We start from the raw sequence: 18185 nt of genomic DNA on the forward strand, positions 1-18185 counted from the left end.
ATCAAAGTTGTTCGAGCATTCGCACGACTTCTGCCCTTTTGCGGGTCGACACAGGAATCATTTTTCCGTCAGACATCATCAAATGTCCGCCTTCTACTTTCACAAATTCCTGGATCATCTTCGTGTTGACCAAATGTGACTGATGTACCCGGAAAAAGCCCAGTTCTCCCAAAATATCTTCAAAATCCTTTAAGGTTCGGGAAACCACAATCCGTTTGGCATTCGTGAAAAAGAATTCCGTATAATTCACATTGCTTTCGCAACGGATAATGTCGGCTATCTGTACGATATGGATTTTATCCTGTGCATGCAGCGCCAGTCTTTCCTGTACTTTATTACTCTGTTTGAGCGATTCGTTCAGCAGGCGGTAATTGTCCTGCTCGTTGTGGTTGTGACTCCGGAATTTCTTCAAGGCCTCAATCAACTCATCCGGATCAACGGGTTTCAATAAATAATCGATCGCTGCATAGCGGAATGCCTTGATTGCATGTGCATCGCTGGCAGTGATGAAAATAATCTTGAACGGGATTTCAGGCAGGATATCCAGCAGGTCAAATCCGGAACCGTCCTGCATCTGGATGTCGAGAAACAGGATGTCGATCGGAGTTTTTTTCAGCAGTTTGGCTCCTTCCACCACACCGGAAGCTTCCCCCACCACTTCGATGTCGGGAGCATACACCTCCAGGTCTTTTTTGAAGGTAATCCGTGCCTGTTCAATATCATCAATAATTACTGCTCTGATCATTTACAAGGGTATAAAAAGTTGTACTTCCGTCCCGACCACGTTTCCGTCATCATCATACAAATCTACGATTCTAACGTTATGACTGTTCGGCTGTGTGCTCAATAAATCCAATCTTTCTTTCGTTACGCTGAAACCACGCGAAGCATGTTGTGGTTCATTACTGGTCTGCTGGTTCTTCCGGGCAGCTTCCCGCCCAATTCCGTTGTCACGAATTACGCAGGTAATTCCATCGTTTTCTTCCTTGAACCAGCACGTAATCTTCCCCACTCTTTTGGATTCCGCATCGAATTTAAATCCGTGTTTGATGGCATTCTCTACGAAAGGCTGAATCAGCATCGGAGGAATCTGGATGAAGTTGAGTTCTGTTTCCAAATCCACTTTGATTTCGTATTCGAAGCTGTTCCCGCTACAGAACTGTTCAATGAGCAGGTAATTTTCCAGCGTTGAAATTTCTTCTTCCAGTGAAATAACCGTATTGCGCGAATTGTCGAGAATCTGCCGCATGAGCCGCGAAAACTTGGCAAGATAATAACGTGCTTTCGTTTCATTTTCCGTTCCGATCAACCCCTGAATCGAGTTGAGCGCATTGAAAATAAAATGCGGATTCATCTGCAGACGCAGGGCTTTTTGTTCCAGTTCGAGCAGGTTTCGAGCAAACTCTGCATCTTTCTGCGCCTGCTTCGCCCGCTTGCGGATGCGAGCCGTTTGAATCCGGATAATCCACCAGATCAGCAATCCCGCCACTAAACATTCGAGCAGAATGAACCAGGCCGTCAGCCAAAAAGGTCGTGCAATTGTAAAGGAAAAACATTCCGGGTCTTCGTTAAAGAACCCATCTTCGTTCTTTGAACGCAGCAGGAAAGTATATTTTCCCGGCGACATGTTCGAATAGACAATCCGCTGTTCCCGCGTCCACGGCGACCACTTATCTTCAAAACCGCTCATTTTCCAGGAATATTCTACTCCATCCGGATTCTTCAGGTTGATTCCTTTAAATAAAAAACTCAGGTGATTCTGATCATGCGACAGATGCAGCGTTTTATAGGCATTCCAGGGTAAAACCACATCTTTATAGGGTGTTTCGGAAAGTGATTCGTAGAATAGCTGTACATCCAGAATACTGAGAATCGGCGCAGTTTTATTGACCTGGAGGTTGGATAAGTTGTAACAGCTTGCCCCGTTGATTGTCCCGAACCAAATCTTTCCGTCGGGATCTTTCCACACGCTGTTCTGGCAAGTTTCCACTCCTAAAAACCCGTCGCTTTTACCGTAATGTTTGATGCTTTTGATCTGGTTGGTTTCGTTGAGATCCAACAAGTCCAATCCAGACTCAGAGCCTACGATCAGGTGCTTATTCGCGTCGAAAACCATCAGGTAAACATTGGATGAATGCATTCCTGATTCGATACTGATTTTCTTGATCACTTTCAGTTTCGGTCCGTACTTAACACAATTGATCCCGGCTCCTGCTGTTCCGACCCAAATCTGTCCTTTTGAATCTTCTACAATGCTCCGCACAGCGTCTGCACTCAAACCGGATTCCCTGGTCAGGACTTTCGTCCGGTGTGTTTTCGGATCATAGCAAGCCAAACCAGCAGATTCTGCACCGTACCAAACCAACCCGCGCGAATCGACAAACACACAGGTGAGACGCATGTGCAGCAAGCCTTCATCAAACGAAATGGTTTCGACTTGTTTTCCCTGATCCGAAACGCGCAACAGCCCGGAGCCGGAGGTTGCCACCCAAATAACGCCTTGTTTGTCTTTGGCCATTTGCCGCACGTAGTATTTCCGTGTTTTGTCGAGCCAGGAAAATCCACCAGCAGAAAGCATCCCGATTCCCTGTCCTTCCGTTCCGAAGTACATCAGGCTGTCGTTGTCTTCAATGATTGCCTTGACTTTAATGGCTTCAAATCCGTTCTGGACATTGAGCTGGCGAAAATTGCCGTTCTCGTATACACTCACACCGTTCTGGGAAGTACCGAACCACAATCTTCCGCCAGAATCTCGGAAAATGGAGTAGATAAAATTTCCACCCAAACCGGATGATGCGGAATAATGTGAGAATAATTTCCCGGCAAACTGTGACACTCCACCACCGGAAGTCCCGATCCATAAATCGCCCCAATTGTCTTTGATAATGGCACGTACATGGTTATTTCCCAAGCCATTTTTCTCGGTGTAATTGGTAAATTCTTTGGTCTTTTGATCGTACTGAAAAAGCCCGGAGTTCAGGGTTCCGATCCAGCATACATTGGCTTCGTCAAAAAACAGGTCGAAAACGGTTTGTTTGTACAATTCCCGCTTCAAATCGATCCGGTAATATGTTTTCCGGTTGTAAACGTAAGCTCCGTCACCATATGTCCCCAGCCAGATACACCCGTTTTTGTCTTCCCTGATGCAGGTAATTGCATTACGCATCACGCGTGCCTTTGCTCCGTGACTGGTCAATTGCCACTTCCCGTTTTTTTGTTCCGAAGAATACAAACCGGTTCCGGTTCCCATCCACAGCATGCCTTTCGAATCGGAAAAAATCGCGTTGACTGTTCCATCATTCATTCCCAGAGTCCGGTTCATACATATCAATGAATCTCCTTTGACCTTGAAAACTCCGTGGTTCGTTGCCAGCCAAAGTTCTTGTTGCTGGTCAAGCGTTAAACTAAAAACTGCAAAATGATTGGAATAGCGCGGATGCTTATAGGTCAGAATTTTTCGGCCGTTGTAGGAAGAAAGTCCGTCATTGGTCCCAATCCAGATCCGGTGTTTTTGGTCTTCGATCAGGGAGTAAATGTAATTGTTCACCAAACCTTTCCGGTCTGTAAACGATTCGAAATTCTGTCCGTCGAAACGTGATAATCCCCCGCCCCGCGTTCCGAACCACAAATACCCTTTGTGATCCTGGATCACGCTATACACCTGCGATTGTCCCAAACCGTTCTCCACCGAAAAATTGCGGAAACTTGCCAATTGTCCGAAAGCCGGAATCGTACAGAAGCATAAGAGGATGAAGTATAAGGCTTTGGTTTTTCTCATAAGTTTCGCGGAGCATCTTTCCCGGATGAAATTACTAAAAAGCGGGAAGGGATTCTACACCATTTTACAAATTTATAAAATTATGTAGAAAGTCTGTTTTTACTGGTGATTCAGGAGTACCTCACCCCGATTTAACCTTCCTCCAATTCCGTTAAAATCGCAGCCTGCCAAAAACATTAAATCAATCATCAAACGCACTTTTCAGACCAACTTCTACGAATAATAAAATGATTCTCCGGGTTTCATTTCAACCGGTTACTTTCAGTAAAAAAACGATGAAAGAGAAGCTTTTTTGGTGGCGGGAGCAATACAGATGGAAGAAACGTTTGATCAAACGCGTTTGTTTCTATTCCTTCCTGATCTGGTACATCCAGGCACTTCCGAACAAACTTTTCAATGATTCGTACTCGACCGTACTGGTGGGCAGAGACGGAAAACTGCTTGGAGCTCACATTGCGAAGGACGGACAATGGCGCTTTCCTCCAAGCGGAAAAACACCGCATAAAATTGCTATTTGTCTTACAACCTTTGAAGACAAAAACTTCTATTATCACCCGGGCGTGAGTTTCAAGGGAATCTGCCGGGCCTTCTATCAGAATGTTTCCCAGGGAAAAATTGTGAGCGGTGGTAGTACCATCACACAACAGGTCATTCGTCTGATGCGAAAAAACCCACCCAGAACATACTCCGAAAAAGGATTGGAAATCATTCTTGCTACACGGCTGGAGTGGAGTTATTCAAAAGAAGAAATCCTGAACCTGTATACCGCTAACGCGCCATTCGGGAACAATGTTGTGGGAATCGACGCGGCGTCCTGGCGTTATTTCGGTCGTTCTCCTGAAAAACTCAGTTGGGCCGAAAGCGCTACGCTGGCCGTTCTTCCGAATGCTCCCGGGTTAATCTATCCGGGAAAAAACCACCAAAGTTTGCTCAAAAAACGTAACCGGCTGTTGAACATGCTTTACAAAAATGGCGATCTCGACAAACTGGATTACTTCCTCGCTTTGGAAGAACCACTTCCCGACAAACCGCTTCCACTTCCACAAGAAGCTCCGCATTTACTTCAGCGTTGCATGCTTCACGGTCAAAAGGGACAACTAATTCGTTCTACATTGGACGAAGCAATCCAGGCAATGGTCAATAATGAAACCGAACAATATGCGCTGCGCATGAACGAACTCGATATTTACAATGCGTCAGTTTTAATTACTTCCGTGGAAACCGGAGAAGTACTCGCCTACAAAGGAAACCTGAACCACACGGACGAACGGCACGCTTTTGATGTGGATTGCATACAGGCTTCACGAAGCACCGGAAGTATTCTGAAACCTTTGTTGTATGCCCAATCACTGCATTCCGGGTTAATAACTCCGAAACAACTTCTTTGTGACTTCCCTTCCCGCTTCGGGACTTTTTCTCCGAACAATTTCAACCGTCAATTCTCCGGGGCCCTGCCTGCCAACAAAGCCTTATCAAAGAGTTTGAACATCCCGATGGTTTTTCTTCTCCGTGAGTACGGCCAGGCGAAATTCCACAATGACCTGAAATTATTCGGTTTCCGGCATATGAACAAGCAGTCGAGCCACTACGGTTTGTCGCTGATTCTCGGTGGAGCCGAAGCCAGCATGTGGGAAGTGAACGGATGTTACAATTCGCTTGCTCAACACCTCATCCATTCCGGAAATACCAGGATTCACTATTTGGCTCAGAATGGCGAACAGGCTCCCAAACAACTTCCAGACAAAGCGAGCATTTACGCTACATTCGAAGCGTTGATCGAAGTGAACCGCCCGGATGAAGAGAACAATTGGCGCGCATTTGAATCTTCACAAAAAATTGCCTGGAAAACCGGTACCAGTTTTGGTTTCAGGGATGCGTGGGCGGTTGGTGTAACTCCCAAGTATGTTGTTTCGGTTTGGGTCGGGAATGCCGACGGGGAAGGTCGTCCCGGTTTAACCGGAGTAAAGGCAGCCGCTCCATTGTTATTCTCCATTTTCCGCAACCTCGAAGCTCCGCAGAAGTGGTTTTCCAAACCCCTGAATGAAATGACCCGAGCTGAGATTTGCAATGAAAGCGGTCAGATTTCCAATCGCTATTGTGAGCACACGCATTTTGAATACATTCCAACCAGCTGCCTGATCAGTAAAAACTGTTCGTATCATCAGCTGGTTCATTTGAATGAGAACGAAACATTCCGTGTCAATGCAGATTGTGCAAACAGCAGTACAATGAAGCATCAATCTTGGTTCATCCTTCCGCCAAGTATGGAGAAGTATTACATGCAGCAGAATCCGAACTACCATTCCGTTCCACCTTTCGATCCGAAATGTACTTCAAACAAACCGGAAAGCGTCATGAGTTTCATCTACCCGAAACGTCATACCAAGATTTACATTCCCCGGGAATTGAACGGAACGCGTGGAAAGGCCATTTTTGAGATTGCACACACCCGGAGAAACAGTATTTTGTACTGGCACATTGACGAAGAGTTTGTGGGAAGCACTTCTGAAATCCACCAAATTTCCGTGCAACCCGAAAAAGGCAAACATACCGTAACGGTGGTTGATGAAACGGGCGTTTTACTTCGCGAAACGTTTGAAGTTCTATAGGAATACGATCAAAAAGCACCGTTCAATCATTGGAAGCTACATTTCAGGTTTTTTAAGATTTTGAATTACAACTTTCGTTCTTTTATTGCGTTCCTTCATATAGAAAACGGAACCAAAAATTTGTCACTCATGAACAGCACATTAAACCAACTGGAAAATTACAAAGCAATAGAAGCTGTCTGTGTAAAAAACTACAATTCGTGGACAAATATCAAGGAGTTTCGCGGTGCTTTTTCACGCTTTGCCCTCAAGGTGGCTCAGCTGGATCTGATTCTCGAAAACCTGGCCGTTTCTTCCGTTCAAAACATGGAACATTTAGTCCAGGAAATCGAACAGATCCTAAAGCAGCATTTTGACCGTTACTTCGACTATATGGAGACCAAAGACTCCACATTAACAGCTAATTACAAACGCATTCGGAAGAGCAATTGATGGTTTTGATCGATCAATTCTTGTAGCGCACTGTTGAATGACAGACCATGCTTCTTCCGATTGTTTATAACATATGCCAGGGTGTTCGATAATTGATCCGTACTTCGAATTCTTCGGCAGTGGTATTTTTGGGTCCAGAAGGGAATGGATTTGTCCTTCAACGTTCGGGGCTCGTATACGCCGCGTGTGGCGTCAAGGGGATGAATCCCCTTGGCAGCGCGATGCGCGTTGCACACACGAGCCGTTCGACCCTTTACCCGACTCATAATCTTCGGAACTTCCGCTTCTTCACAATACACCAACAGGTGCATATGATCCCGGCAAACATTCAGTGCCGCTAACCCGAATCCCATTTCTTTGACCAATACAAAAATTTCCCGCGCAACAAGGTATTCTTCCTCCATATTCATGCAATATACTTCCGGATAAGGAAGCGTTCCATTAAAACGGCGTTGTCTTGCCCGATAGCGAATCATCCTGTTGGAGGTGCGGCTATCGTGGATATTGGTGGTCAGATGAAAGTACTGTTTTAAACTCATTTTCAGTCATTTCTTATTTAAGCTAAGAAAAAAGTTCGTTTGAAACAATACCTTGATTCACAAAAAAAGACGCCCCAAAGAGCGTCTTTCCATCTATTCAGATTTTAATCGAATTAATTCAAATTGGCCAGTTTTTCCTCCAAAACCGCAATTTTTTGCAAAGCATCTGCTTCTTTTTTGCGCTCATTGGCCAAAACTTGTTCAGGTGCACCATTTACAAATTTTTCATTGCTCAGTTTTCCCTGGACACTTTTCAGGAATCCTTTGGTATAACTCAATTCTTCTTCCATTTTCTCCTTTTCAGCCGTTACGTCAACCGCATCACCGAAAGGAATGAAGTATTCGTTGGACTGAACCAGGAACGAGTTTGCATTATTTACTTTCTCCGTAGTGTATTCCATCAACGAAAGGTTCCCCATTTTCAGAATGACCGGATCAAAAGCAGGATCAATTTCGCTGTTCTTTTTCACGAACAACTCAATGCGAACCTTATTGGCGATGTTATTCTTCTTGCGGATATTCCGGATGTTTGTCACCACTTCTTCTGCAATTACAAACTGCTTCAGTACAGCTGCGTCAAACGCTTCAACTACCGGCCATTTCGCAATAATGATGTCTTCACCTTCCTGACGCTCACGCAGCAAATGCCACAATTCTTCTGCAACGAATGGTGTGAACGGCTGCAACAAGCACAACAATTTTTCAAAGAATACAATCGTTTGATCCATGGTTGCCTGGTCGATCGGCTGCTCGTAGCCCGGTTTAATCATTTCCAGGTACCACGCACAGAAATCATCCCAAACCAATTTGTAGATGGCCATCAATGCTTCTGAAATTTTGAATTTCGCCATCAGGTCATTGATGTTTTCCAATTCCTGGTTGAAGCGGGCATGGAACCATTCTATTGCTTTCTGAGATGCCTTCGGCTGTTCGATCGGCTTCACTTCCCAACCTTTTACCAAACGCGCTGCATTCCAGATTTTGTTGGTGAAGTTTCTTCCCTGCTCGCACTGACTTGAATCGAACGGCAAATCGTTTCCTGCCGGAGAAGAAATCAGGATTCCCAAACGCACTCCGTCTGCTCCGTATTTCTCGATCAATTCAATCGGGTCCGGTGAATTTCCCAGTGATTTGGACATTTTACGCCCCAATTTATCGCGAACGATTCCGGTATAGTATACATTTCTAAATGGCAATTCTCCCATGTACTCATATCCGGCAATGATCATACGTGCTACCCAGAAGAACATGATCTCCGGAGCCGTTACCAAATCATTGGTCGGATAGTAATACTTAATCTCCTTATTTCCCGGATCAGTCAATCCTTTGAATACGGAAATCGGCCACAACCAGGAAGAGAACCAGGTATCCAATACGTCTTCGTCCTGCTTCAAATCTGCAGCGGTAATTGCTTTCCCAGCTTTTTCAGAAGCCAACGTTGCCGCTTCGTCTGCTGTTCGTGCAATCACGTAATCTTCAGATCCTTCTCCGAAATACCACGCCGGAATACGGTGCCCCCACCACAACTGACGTGAAATACACCAGTCTTTTACGTTTTCCATCCAGTGACGGTACGTATTCTTGAACTTATCCGGGTGGAACGCAATATTTCCGTTCATGACGTTTTCCAGTGCCGGCTGTGCCAGTTCCTTCATCGATACGAACCACTGAAGAGACAAACGCGGCTCAATCACGCAGTTCGTTCTTTCGGAATAACCGATCTTATTGATATGGTCTTCTACCTTTACCAGGTAACCTTTATCGTCCAGTTCTTTGGCGATTTCTTTTCGTACCTCAAAACGATCCATTCCCGCATAGTGCAGTCCATGTTCGTTTACAATTCCGTTATCGTAGAAAATATCAATCGTTTCCAGATCATATTTCTTTCCTAATTCGTAGTCATTTACATCATGCGCCGGCGTTACCTTCAAGCATCCTGTACCGAATTCCATTTCTACGTACTCGTCGCAGATAATCGGAACGGTGCGGTTTGCAATCGGAACAATCGCATGTTTTCCATGCAAATGCTTGTAACGCGGATCATCCGGATGAATACAAATTGCGGAGTCACCCAAAATCGTCTCCGGGCGGGTTGTTGCAATCGTCAGCCATTCGTCATCGGTTCCTGCAATTTTATAGCGAACGTGAAATAATTTCGAGTTCACTTCTTTGTGGATTACCTCTTCATCGGAAAGGGCTGTTCTCGCTTCCGGATCCCAGTTGATCATCCGAACTCCGCGGTAGATTTTCCCTTTTTTATACAGGTCGATGAATACGTTGATTACCGAATCGGAATATTCCGGATCCATCGTAAACGCAGTTCGTTCCCAATCACAGGATGCACCGAGTTTTTTCAACTGCTGCAGGATTACACCTCCGTACTTTTCTTTCCAGTCGAACGCGTGCTTCAAAAATTCGTCGCGGGAAAGATCTGATTTTTTGATCCCTTCCTGACGCAGTTTCTGAACGACTTTTGCTTCCGTTGCAATGGATGCATGATCCGTTCCCGGAACCCAACACGCATTTTTACCTTCCATTCGGGCCTTGCGGATCAACACATCCTGAATGGTATTGTTCAACATGTGTCCCATGTGCAAGACGCCCGTTACGTTTGGCGGAGGAATGACGACAGTAAAAGGCTCACGATCATCTGGTTCTGAATGAAAGTAACCCTTAGCCATCCAATGGCTGTACCATCGTTCTTCTGCTGAACGGGGTTCGTACGTCTTTGGAATTTCCATGTTGTAAAATTATTTTATTGAATAAAGTACAAAAATACTAAAACGGGCCTATTTCGCAAGGAGCAATTCACCCGCCACACAACAATATCCCAAACATTGAATGGCTTTTTTTCTACTTTTGGGAAAACAGCCCCATGAAAAAAGCCTGGAAAATACTCTATACAAGCATTCGGATTTTCTTCGAACTACTCCTGGTTTTCGTCTGCGGCTACATCCTCGTTTTCCTTTCAATCTCTCCGTTTACGGTTTCCGAAGAGCAGACAAACGACCCTAAAACGGAATTGATCTACATCAGCTCGAACGGCATTCATTCGGATGTCATTCTTCCCATCCGTCATCCTTTGATGAATTGGGAAACGACGTTAAACCTACACCACATGCTGGCTGTTGATACGTTTCAAACACACCTTAAATTCGGATGGGGCGATAAGAATTTCTTTCTCCGCACGAAGGAATGGAGTGATATGGAAGTGGGAACGGTTGTGGGAACAGTGTTTGGAAGAGGCCCCGGAGCAATGCACCTGATTTTGTGCACACCAAAGGATTTGGATAAAGCGAGTATGGTCGAAATCCGGCTGACTAAAAAACAGTACCAACAGCTCTGCGCTTTTGTGAAACACAGCTTTTTGTTTGAAAATGGCAAAGCCAAAGTGATAGCGAATCATCCGTATGGAACGTATGATTTTTTCTTCGATTCGAGTATTGAGTACAATATGACGTATACGTGTAATACCTGGACGAATAATGCATTGAAGCGTGCAGGGCAACATGTAGGGGTTTGGACACCTTTCAAAGGAGCTATTTTCTCGAAGTTTTAAAAACTACCCGGGTAGATGGTGGATAAGCATACACTTATCCCCGGAATAAAAAACCCCGGCATTTTCGCCAGGGTCTGTCTTATTTTTTGCTGTTTCCTTTACCGTTGGATTTCCCGGAATTCCCTTTCTTTCCGGCAGATCCGGATTTTCCGTTTCCATTTCCTTTTGCTCCGTTGGACTTTCCGTTTGCTTTATCCTTCGTCTTTCCTTTCAACGCATGAAATTCTGCAGAACCGGGCTTGATCCCCAACTCTTTCGCCATTACTCCCCAACCTTTGTCTTTACTCTTTTTATACACCGTAATGACGTCCTCGATTGGTTTTCGGACAATGTTCGACACCTGTAATGCAATAAACACATCTCCCGGAGTCATCCCCACACTAAAACACGCTTCCACATTCGGCATCGTAACGTTGAATCTCTTTGTCAGATCCAATTTAAACGCTGCCAGGTCTTTTTTACCTTCGGTGTTTACCAATCTTAGATTTGCATCCAACTCGGTGTCTCCGGAGTTGTAATCCTGACCAAAACTGATGCCTGAAATCAGCATCAATACCCAAAAAATAGTTTTCTTCATAGCATTCATTTTGTTCAAAAATAAGCTATCAAAGCAACAACTGTTCCTTTTTGTAAAAGATCCTTTGAAGTAAAAAACTTACCCTGGTAAGTGGTGGATAAGCTTGCACTTATCCCCAACTTTTAAATATCCTTTTTATTTCCGGGTATTTCTTAGCGAAAGATGATATCACTATCATCTGAAACATGGCTTTTCCCGTAATTCATCTCCTTAAGAATCGTTCCGTTCTTATAAATAATCACTTTCACCTCTTTGTCGTTTTCCAGCGTATGCACATTAAACGCATAATGCGGATCATCCGGATCGATACAAACCGCCCCGATGTATGCTTTTTCCGACAAATCACCGATGAGCCAGCGTCCGTTTTCACGACCATTCAGGTAGCGGCCCAAACGTTTCAGTTTTCCATCCGGAGCATAGAATTTCCAAAGACCTTCCGGGAGACCGTTTTGCATCTGCCCTTCATTCATAACCGATCCATTATCGTAGTAATTCCGGATCCAACCGTTCATTTTCTGCGGATCTTTACTACTAATCGTAATGAATTGCCGTTCCGTATAATAATCGTCGCTGGAGCAGCGGTAGGTTTCATCCTCAAACAACACATAGCGGCGAGAAACCTCGTTTCCAAGTGTATCGAAATCAACCTGCTCACCGACAATCGTCCAGTCTTGTCCGCCGATTTTTACTACCGAATCAAAATAGGACAGCTCATACAGCTTTTTACCGTCATAGTTGCTGACTTTCCATAAACCGGTTTTGTGGTAATTCTCCCCTCTTTCCTCGTAAGAAGCCTTTCTGGAAATCATCTCTCCTTCCCGTGACACCACACCATTCGGAAAATATTTCCGGAAGTAATAACTGTCCAATGAGGCATACGGGAGAATCGTCCAGCGTGGCTTAACCGGGACTTCTTTTGTGAAACAATCAACGGTTTCAAAGGTTTCCAAACGACTCCTTTTTACCGAAATCATCGAGAGCAATTCGGAGCTAAAATGTGTTTTCATTGAATCCACATAGGTTTTCGAATTGTTCAGACCTCCATTTTTATATTCTTCTTCCAGCAAAAGGTACTGCTCACTGATTTTTCCTTTTTCAATCGGTTCCTGATCCAGGAAAATCTGGTATTCCAGATAGCCATCGGGCAGTTTGTAATAATGCATGCGTTTATGCGTATGCCCGATCATGCGCGCATATTCCTTTTCAAGCCCGCCGACAAAGTTTCCATTCGGATCAAATTGAGCAAAGATTGTGGTATCGAAATCAAACGTGAAAACTGTCATTTCACGGATCAACAGGTTCCCGACCATCTTATTTTCATGAAATGACCCGGTATAAATCTTATTATCCGCATACAGGAATCCCGAACCTTCTTTCATGCCGTTGTTCCATGGAATGACGCCGATGGTATCTCCGTTAGACAAGTAATAAACTGCCGGACCGTTCAATTCACCATTTGCCAGTGTAAGCGTTTTAAACAAGTACGCTTTTGAGCGCAATCTTTTAGCCGAAACATGAAACATTGGATCCAACTTCAATTCCTCCACCTGGTTTCTCTGCAGTCGTTTCTGTTTCCATTCTCTATTCCAGACTTCCAATCGTCCGTTTGCAGCCCCATTTACATAATTCAACTCCGAACTTTTATTTCGAATATCTTTCAGAATGACTTTTCCTTCCAGTTGCTGATTTTTGAATGTCCCCTGAAGTGAATGAAAATCCAGATCCCGTTCTGTAAATCCTAACAGTTCAAAGCGGGTATCCAGGAAAAAACCTAATGGGGTTCTGAAGTAAAATCCATTTAGAAATGGAGGTTTTTCAGTGAAACCAGCAATTTTATCCGTTTGAAACGTATACTTTTTTCCCTGATCCGACAAACGAATTTCCCATCGGATAGTGCGCCCAGTTCTTTTCAGCCGCAGGGCAACCGGGCCTTCGTATTCTTTACCGTTCAACAAGATACTCAGCGAGCGCTGCCCATTCTCTTCCAGCATTTTCAGTTTCAATTCCTTTTGGGTATATACCGTTAATCCTCCTGTTTTCAACAATTGGCTGTACACCTGACTGCTCTGCTGGTAATCGATCCGGCGACCAAGCGAATCACCGACCAGGTAAAATTCCACAGTCTTTAATTTTTCCTCTTTACTCCAGTGCATCGATGTAAAAACGGTATCACCACGCTGCGTATGCTTCTGCAGGTAATAACTATTTTCCCCTTTTCTGCCCGTATGTGGAGATACCTCAAATCCATTGATGACCTTTTGCTTTTTTTCCTCCGGAATCAGGTTACTTTCCATCTTGTTTCCCTTCAGGTCATAAGCAATCCGATAAACTATCGAACGATCTTCACTGCTCCAGATGGTATCAAACAACTGACCGTTATCGAACCAACTCGCACCGGAAATCCGTTTGGTAATGGAGTCTGCAAAACAGGTGTAAATCAATTTTCCGGTTTTCCGGTCAAATTTTTTGTAATAACTATCAAAACGAGGATAATGCGTATTCGCATACGCCATACCAATCAGAGTTCCCTGTTCCACCGGAGATGACCCGATAGAATCGTTTGAAAAGGGCATTTTGGTTTTCAATTTCAATTTGTAATAACTCTTCTCCACCAATTGCGGTGAAAGACGGTCAAAATGACGATAATCCGGCAACAATTTCTTCCCATACCATCGGATATAATTGTACGGATACTCATGTCGGGCCTCTGCCAGGCCTTTGTAATTTATCTCCGGATCAAGTGCATAAAACACATCGTAAACAACACTGTCCAAGGGATTCAATTCGATTACCTGACCGCTCAATTGCCCTTCCCGGTAATGCATCAGTGAACATAACTGTCCGAAAAAATACTCAGTAGCTTGTCCGTCTTTCACCCCATGTTTATACTCACTAATTGAAGTATAGGGGTTTTTCACGTAATCATTGCTGTACTTTTCTTTGAATTCCAGCCAGGTTCCGGTTTTCAATCCGTCGTCATAAAAACCACTCACAATCGTATCTCCCTCCAGACCGAAACGCATAAAGCGATGCTGCAATTCATTATTTTTCAATTCAAACTCCGTTGCCACACCATTATCAATGACCTTACTTGTTCCTTTTTTTCCGGGTTTAACGTAGGGTTTATAAAACTGCACGTATTTCCCGGAAGGAAGATCCTGGGAATACGGAGGAATATTATCCGATCCCTTATGAGGCATGGTATATTTAATCTCATACTTGCTCGCCAGTTTCCGTTCAAAACGGGATGGTTTATACGCAGCACTTCTCAATTCCCATTCGGAGGGAACAGAATCCCGGACTTCCTGTCTTTTGAATCGCTCGGCATGAATTGCACGCCGGAGTTTTTTTCCTTTCAATGCCAGGCGCGGATCGTGGGTAATCTGCCAATCCATCCAAACCGAAAATTCATCCTCGTGAATTCCCAGGGAATTGTAATAGCTTGCAGAGAAATCAATGGGTTCCCGGATCGGATAAATGTAACGCCACTCGTTGTGAATGAAGACGGAATCGGGTTTCTGGCCGAAAAAAAGGCCATAGAAGGTTACAAGAAAAAGGAAGGTCAGTATGGTTTTTTTCATGGTTCGGAAACGAAAATAAGTGATTTTTATTGCGTTATATGCTGTTCGGAAAGGTACGTATTTTTTTACTTACCCTGGTAGGTGGTGGATAAGTGCACACTTATCCACCGAAAACAAAATTTCACGTAAAAAATGGGAAAATCAATGCGATTTAATCTTATTCAATAAATAAGTTGTTTCCCAAGTAGCCTTCCACTTTTCTTTTGTATTCCCCTTCAGATTATTCCCGGATGGATGAATTAAAACCTCTGTAGCACTTAATCCTGTATAGTACTTTTGAAAAATCGGAGCCGTTCTGAAATCTCCCAGCAAGAATATTTTTTCAGCTTTTTTAAGAATCGGTCGGTTATATGTGTGAGCCTCATCTATTTTCCGCTCATTCTTTTCAAACATTTTCTTTCGGAAATCCTCAGTTGTTTGGTCTTTGACATAAGGAGCATCCAAAAGTTCATAGCTGATATTCAATACGACCATTCCCTTTTCCAGTAAATCATAAAAAACGTCTGTTGGTTTCTCGAATCGCCTCCTTACAACTTCTTCCCGAAACCCCAGCGAAAACAACACATCCTGACCGCAACACCTGGAATTCTCTGTTCGTTCAAAAAGTTCATTAAACGTACGCTTACAAAAAGGAATCCCGGAAGGATTACTCGGGTATGGATCTTGACCGACAATCGCAGCTTTAAAGCTGGTCATCGAATTCGCTTTCTCCAAATAGGCAAGTAATTCTTCGTTCATACTGATTCCATTGTAATTTCAAGAAAAAAGACGAATAGACATGCATCTATTTGCCCAGTACCAGTAAGGGGTTCCTAGTTCGTGATCCGCTGCAGACCAACCCGTTTTCTCGCTTCGTCAATTTCCACCACGCGCACTTCTACATGCTCATGCAACGAAATAACCTGCGTCGGGTCTTCCACATAATGATCTGCCAGGTTAGACTTGTGAATCAAGCCGTTTTCTTTGATTCCGATATTGACAAAAGCACCGAAATTCGTCACATTGGTCACAATTCCATTGAGAATCATCCCCTCTTTCAAATCTGAAATGGTTTTAATGCGACTATCAAACTCCAATACTTTCGCCTTCTTGCGCGGATCTCTTCCCGGCTTCTGCAATTCTTTGATGATATCTGTAAAAGTAAACGAATCGATTTCAGGGAAGTCTGCTTGTTTCACTTCTTTCAATTTCGCTTCGTTACCGATTAATTCCTTCAGACCGATCCCCAGTTTTTTCGCCATTTGGTTCACGAAACGGTAACTTTCCGGGTGAACGGATGAATTATCCAGCGGATTCTCCCCGTCACGGACACGCAAAAATCCTGCTGCCTGCTCGTAGGCTTTATCGCCTAGTCGTTTCACTTTCTTGAGTTCTTCCCGCGATTTGATACCACCGTTTTCAGAACGGTAAGCAACAATATTTTCTGCCAGGCCCATACCAAGTCCGGAAACATAGCTCAACAAATATGGCGATGCCGTATTCAGATCAACTCCTACCGCGTTTACCGCAGAAACAACTACATCATCCAACGCATCTTTCAATAAGGTTTGGTTTACTTCATGCTGGTATTGCCCCACACCAACCGATTTCGGGTCGATTTTGACCAATTCTGCCAGCGGATCCATCAAACGGCGGCCGATTGAAACAGCTCCGCGAACCGTAACATCATAATCCGGGAATTCCTTGCGCGCAATCGGGCTTGCAGAGTAGATCGAAGCCCCGTCTTCGCGCACCACATACACTTCCAGGTCGCGGTCGAAACGCGTGTGCTTGATAAATGTTTCGGTTTCACGCCCTGCGGTTCCGTCTCCGATAGCGATTGCTTCTATTTTGTATGCCTGAACCAATTGTGAAATCTTCGCGGAAGCCTTGTCTTTTTCATTTTGAGGCGGGTGCGGGTAAATCGTCACATTGGTCAGCAGACTTCCGTGCTCATCCAGACACACCACTTTACATCCTGTACGGAATCCCGGATCGATTGCCAGCGTACGTTTATTTCCTACCGGCGGAGCCAGCAATAATTGTTTCAGGTTGGTCGAGAAAACGGAAATCGCTTCTTTATCTGCTTTTTCCTTCGTTTGCGCCAGCAATTCGTTTTCAAGGGAAGAACACATCAAACGTGCATACGATTCCTTACACGCTTTCGCGACCAAATCACCGCACGCATCATCCGTTTTAACAAAGAAACGCTCCAACGATTCGAGTGCATCTTCCTTATCCGGCTGTGCTTTGATAGACAAGATTCCTTCCCGTTCTGCACGGATAATTGCCAGGAAACGATGTGATGCCGTTTTGTAAAGCGGTTCCGAAAATTCAAAATAGTCACGGTATTTGGCTCCCTCCTCTTCTTTTCCCTTCACCAATTTGGAGGTAAAAACAGCTTTCCGCTGAAATAATGTGCGCACTCTTCCACGGGCAATCGCATTTTCATTGACCCATTCAGCCATAATATCGATTGCACCCTGCAGGGCCATGTCTTCATCGATTACCTCGCCTTTCACAAAACGTTCTGCCAGCTGTTCCGGATCACCGCCGCGTTGCGACATGATCATTTTTGCCAGCGGTTCCAATCCCAGTTTTTTGGCTTTGTCTCCTTTGGTTTGACGCTTCTGTTTATACGGCAGGTAAATATCTTCCAGGACTACCGAATCAAAACAGTTCAGCAATTTACTTTTTAATTCATCCGTCAGTTTGCCCTGTTCTTCAATCGAAGCGATCATGGCCTGCTGGCGGGCAATGAGTTCATCGTACTTCTTTGCCAGATCACGGATTTGTGCAATCTGCACCTCATCCAGTCCGCCGGTCAGTTCCTTCCGGTATCTCGAAATGAAAGGAACTGTAGCTCCTCCGTTCAACAAGTCAATCGTATTTTGAATGGCCTTTTCCTTTAAACCGGAAGCGCCGATAATGAATTCATTTTTTTGCATACGCAAATATAAAAGTTCGGAAAATTCTGTCGCCATGAGTTTGAAAAGAAGTTTTAAATACCACCTAAATGAGCTTTCCGGAATTACCGGTAAGGCATTTTTTTCACACTGACATCCCTGATTGACATGGAAATTTTAAAAAAATAATCCCTTTCTCCCCCCCGATACTTTTGCAGCTTCCGT

General features: G+C 44.3%; 11 protein-coding genes. 3 read left to right on the forward strand and 8 right to left on the reverse strand.

Annotated features, from left to right (window positions below; translation table 11 throughout):
• Position 1: 1 nt before the first annotated feature.
• A complete protein-coding gene (locus ABDV94_RS14335; protein ID WP_343747890.1) occupies positions 2 to 745 on the reverse strand; it encodes a LytTR family DNA-binding domain-containing protein in 744 nt (247 codons plus the stop codon).
• The gene (locus ABDV94_RS14340; protein ID WP_343747891.1) at positions 746 to 3778 is read right to left on the reverse strand and encodes a two-component regulator propeller domain-containing protein; all 3033 of its coding nucleotides are present in this window, start codon (positions 3776 to 3778) and stop codon (positions 746 to 748) included.
• 275 nt (positions 3779 to 4053) lie between these two features.
• Between ABDV94_RS14340 and pbpC the strand changes: the two genes are divergently transcribed.
• Together pbpC and ABDV94_RS14350 are read left to right on the forward strand one after the other, a co-directional pair.
• Positions 4054 to 6387 carry a penicillin-binding protein 1C gene (gene pbpC / locus ABDV94_RS14345; protein ID WP_343747892.1) on the forward strand — a complete coding sequence of 778 codons (2334 nt, stop codon included), beginning with the start codon at positions 4054 to 4056 and terminating at the stop codon, positions 6385 to 6387.
• A 129-nt stretch (positions 6388 to 6516) separates the two neighbouring features.
• Positions 6517 to 6819 (forward strand): hypothetical protein, encoded by a 303-nt coding sequence (locus ABDV94_RS14350; RefSeq protein ID WP_343747893.1) that lies wholly within the window; start codon positions 6517 to 6519, stop codon positions 6817 to 6819.
• Here the strand turns inward: ABDV94_RS14350 and ABDV94_RS14355 are convergent.
• Positions 6792 to 7358: a transposase gene (locus tag ABDV94_RS14355; protein WP_343747894.1), complete on the reverse strand. Its 567-nt coding sequence runs from the start codon at positions 7356 to 7358 to the stop codon at positions 6792 to 6794. The two genes, ABDV94_RS14350 and ABDV94_RS14355, sit on opposite strands and share 28 nt — an antisense overlap.
• Positions 7359 to 7471: 113 nt before the next feature.
• Entirely contained in the window at positions 7472 to 10099 is a 2628-nt protein-coding gene (locus tag ABDV94_RS14360) for a valine--tRNA ligase (protein ID WP_343747895.1), read from the reverse strand.
• A 134-nt stretch (positions 10100 to 10233) separates the two neighbouring features.
• Between ABDV94_RS14360 and ABDV94_RS14365 the strand changes: the two genes are divergently transcribed.
• A complete protein-coding gene (locus ABDV94_RS14365) occupies positions 10234 to 10917 on the forward strand; it encodes a TIGR02117 family protein (RefSeq protein ID WP_343747896.1) in 684 nt (227 codons plus the stop codon).
• Positions 10918 to 10996: 79 nt separating this feature from the next.
• Here the strand turns inward: ABDV94_RS14365 and ABDV94_RS14370 are convergent, their stop codons facing one another.
• The 4 genes from ABDV94_RS14370 to ABDV94_RS14385 all read right to left on the reverse strand — a co-directional run bounded on the left by ABDV94_RS14370 (position 10997) and on the right by ABDV94_RS14385 (position 18002).
• Positions 10997 to 11494, reverse strand: coding sequence for a hypothetical protein (locus ABDV94_RS14370; RefSeq protein ID WP_343747897.1), 498 nt, complete (start codon positions 11492 to 11494; stop codon positions 10997 to 10999).
• A gap of 152 nt (positions 11495 to 11646) precedes the next feature.
• Entirely contained in the window at positions 11647 to 15075 is a 3429-nt protein-coding gene (locus ABDV94_RS14375; RefSeq protein WP_343747898.1) for a hypothetical protein, read from the reverse strand.
• Between the two features lie 141 nt (positions 15076 to 15216).
• The gene (locus tag ABDV94_RS14380; protein WP_343747899.1) at positions 15217 to 15813 is read right to left on the reverse strand and encodes a hypothetical protein; all 597 of its coding nucleotides are present in this window, start codon (positions 15811 to 15813) and stop codon (positions 15217 to 15219) included.
• A 74-nt stretch (positions 15814 to 15887) separates the two neighbouring features.
• The gene (locus ABDV94_RS14385; protein WP_343747900.1) at positions 15888 to 18002 is read right to left on the reverse strand and encodes a Tex family protein; all 2115 of its coding nucleotides are present in this window, start codon (positions 18000 to 18002) and stop codon (positions 15888 to 15890) included.
• Between the last annotated feature and the right edge of the window lie 183 nt (positions 18003 to 18185).

The organism is Fluviicola sp., assembly GCF_039596355.1.
Lineage (GTDB): Bacteria > Bacteroidota > Bacteroidia > Flavobacteriales_D > Crocinitomicaceae > Fluviicola.

Coding starts and splice junctions, on each gene's coding strand:
- ABDV94_RS14380 (WP_343747899.1), bottom strand. CDS start 15,813: ATGAACGAAGAATTACTTGCCTATTTGGAGAAAGCGAATTCGATGACC.
- ABDV94_RS14340 (WP_343747891.1), bottom strand. CDS start 3,778: ATGAGAAAAACCAAAGCCTTATACTTCATCCTCTTATGCTTCTGTACG.
- ABDV94_RS14335 (WP_343747890.1), bottom strand. CDS start 745: ATGATCAGAGCAGTAATTATTGATGATATTGAACAGGCACGGATTACC.
- ABDV94_RS14365 (WP_343747896.1), top strand. CDS start 10,234: ATGAAAAAAGCCTGGAAAATACTCTATACAAGCATTCGGATTTTCTTC.
- ABDV94_RS14385 (WP_343747900.1), bottom strand. CDS start 18,002: ATGCAAAAAAATGAATTCATTATCGGCGCTTCCGGTTTAAAGGAAAAG.
- pbpC (WP_343747892.1), top strand. CDS start 4,054: ATGAAAGAGAAGCTTTTTTGGTGGCGGGAGCAATACAGATGGAAGAAA.
- ABDV94_RS14370 (WP_343747897.1), bottom strand. CDS start 11,494: ATGAAGAAAACTATTTTTTGGGTATTGATGCTGATTTCAGGCATCAGT.
- ABDV94_RS14350 (WP_343747893.1), top strand. CDS start 6,517: ATGAACAGCACATTAAACCAACTGGAAAATTACAAAGCAATAGAAGCT.
- ABDV94_RS14375 (WP_343747898.1), bottom strand. CDS start 15,075: ATGAAAAAAACCATACTGACCTTCCTTTTTCTTGTAACCTTCTATGGC.
- ABDV94_RS14355 (WP_343747894.1), bottom strand. CDS start 7,358: ATGAGTTTAAAACAGTACTTTCATCTGACCACCAATATCCACGATAGC.
- ABDV94_RS14360 (WP_343747895.1), bottom strand. CDS start 10,099: ATGGAAATTCCAAAGACGTACGAACCCCGTTCAGCAGAAGAACGATGG.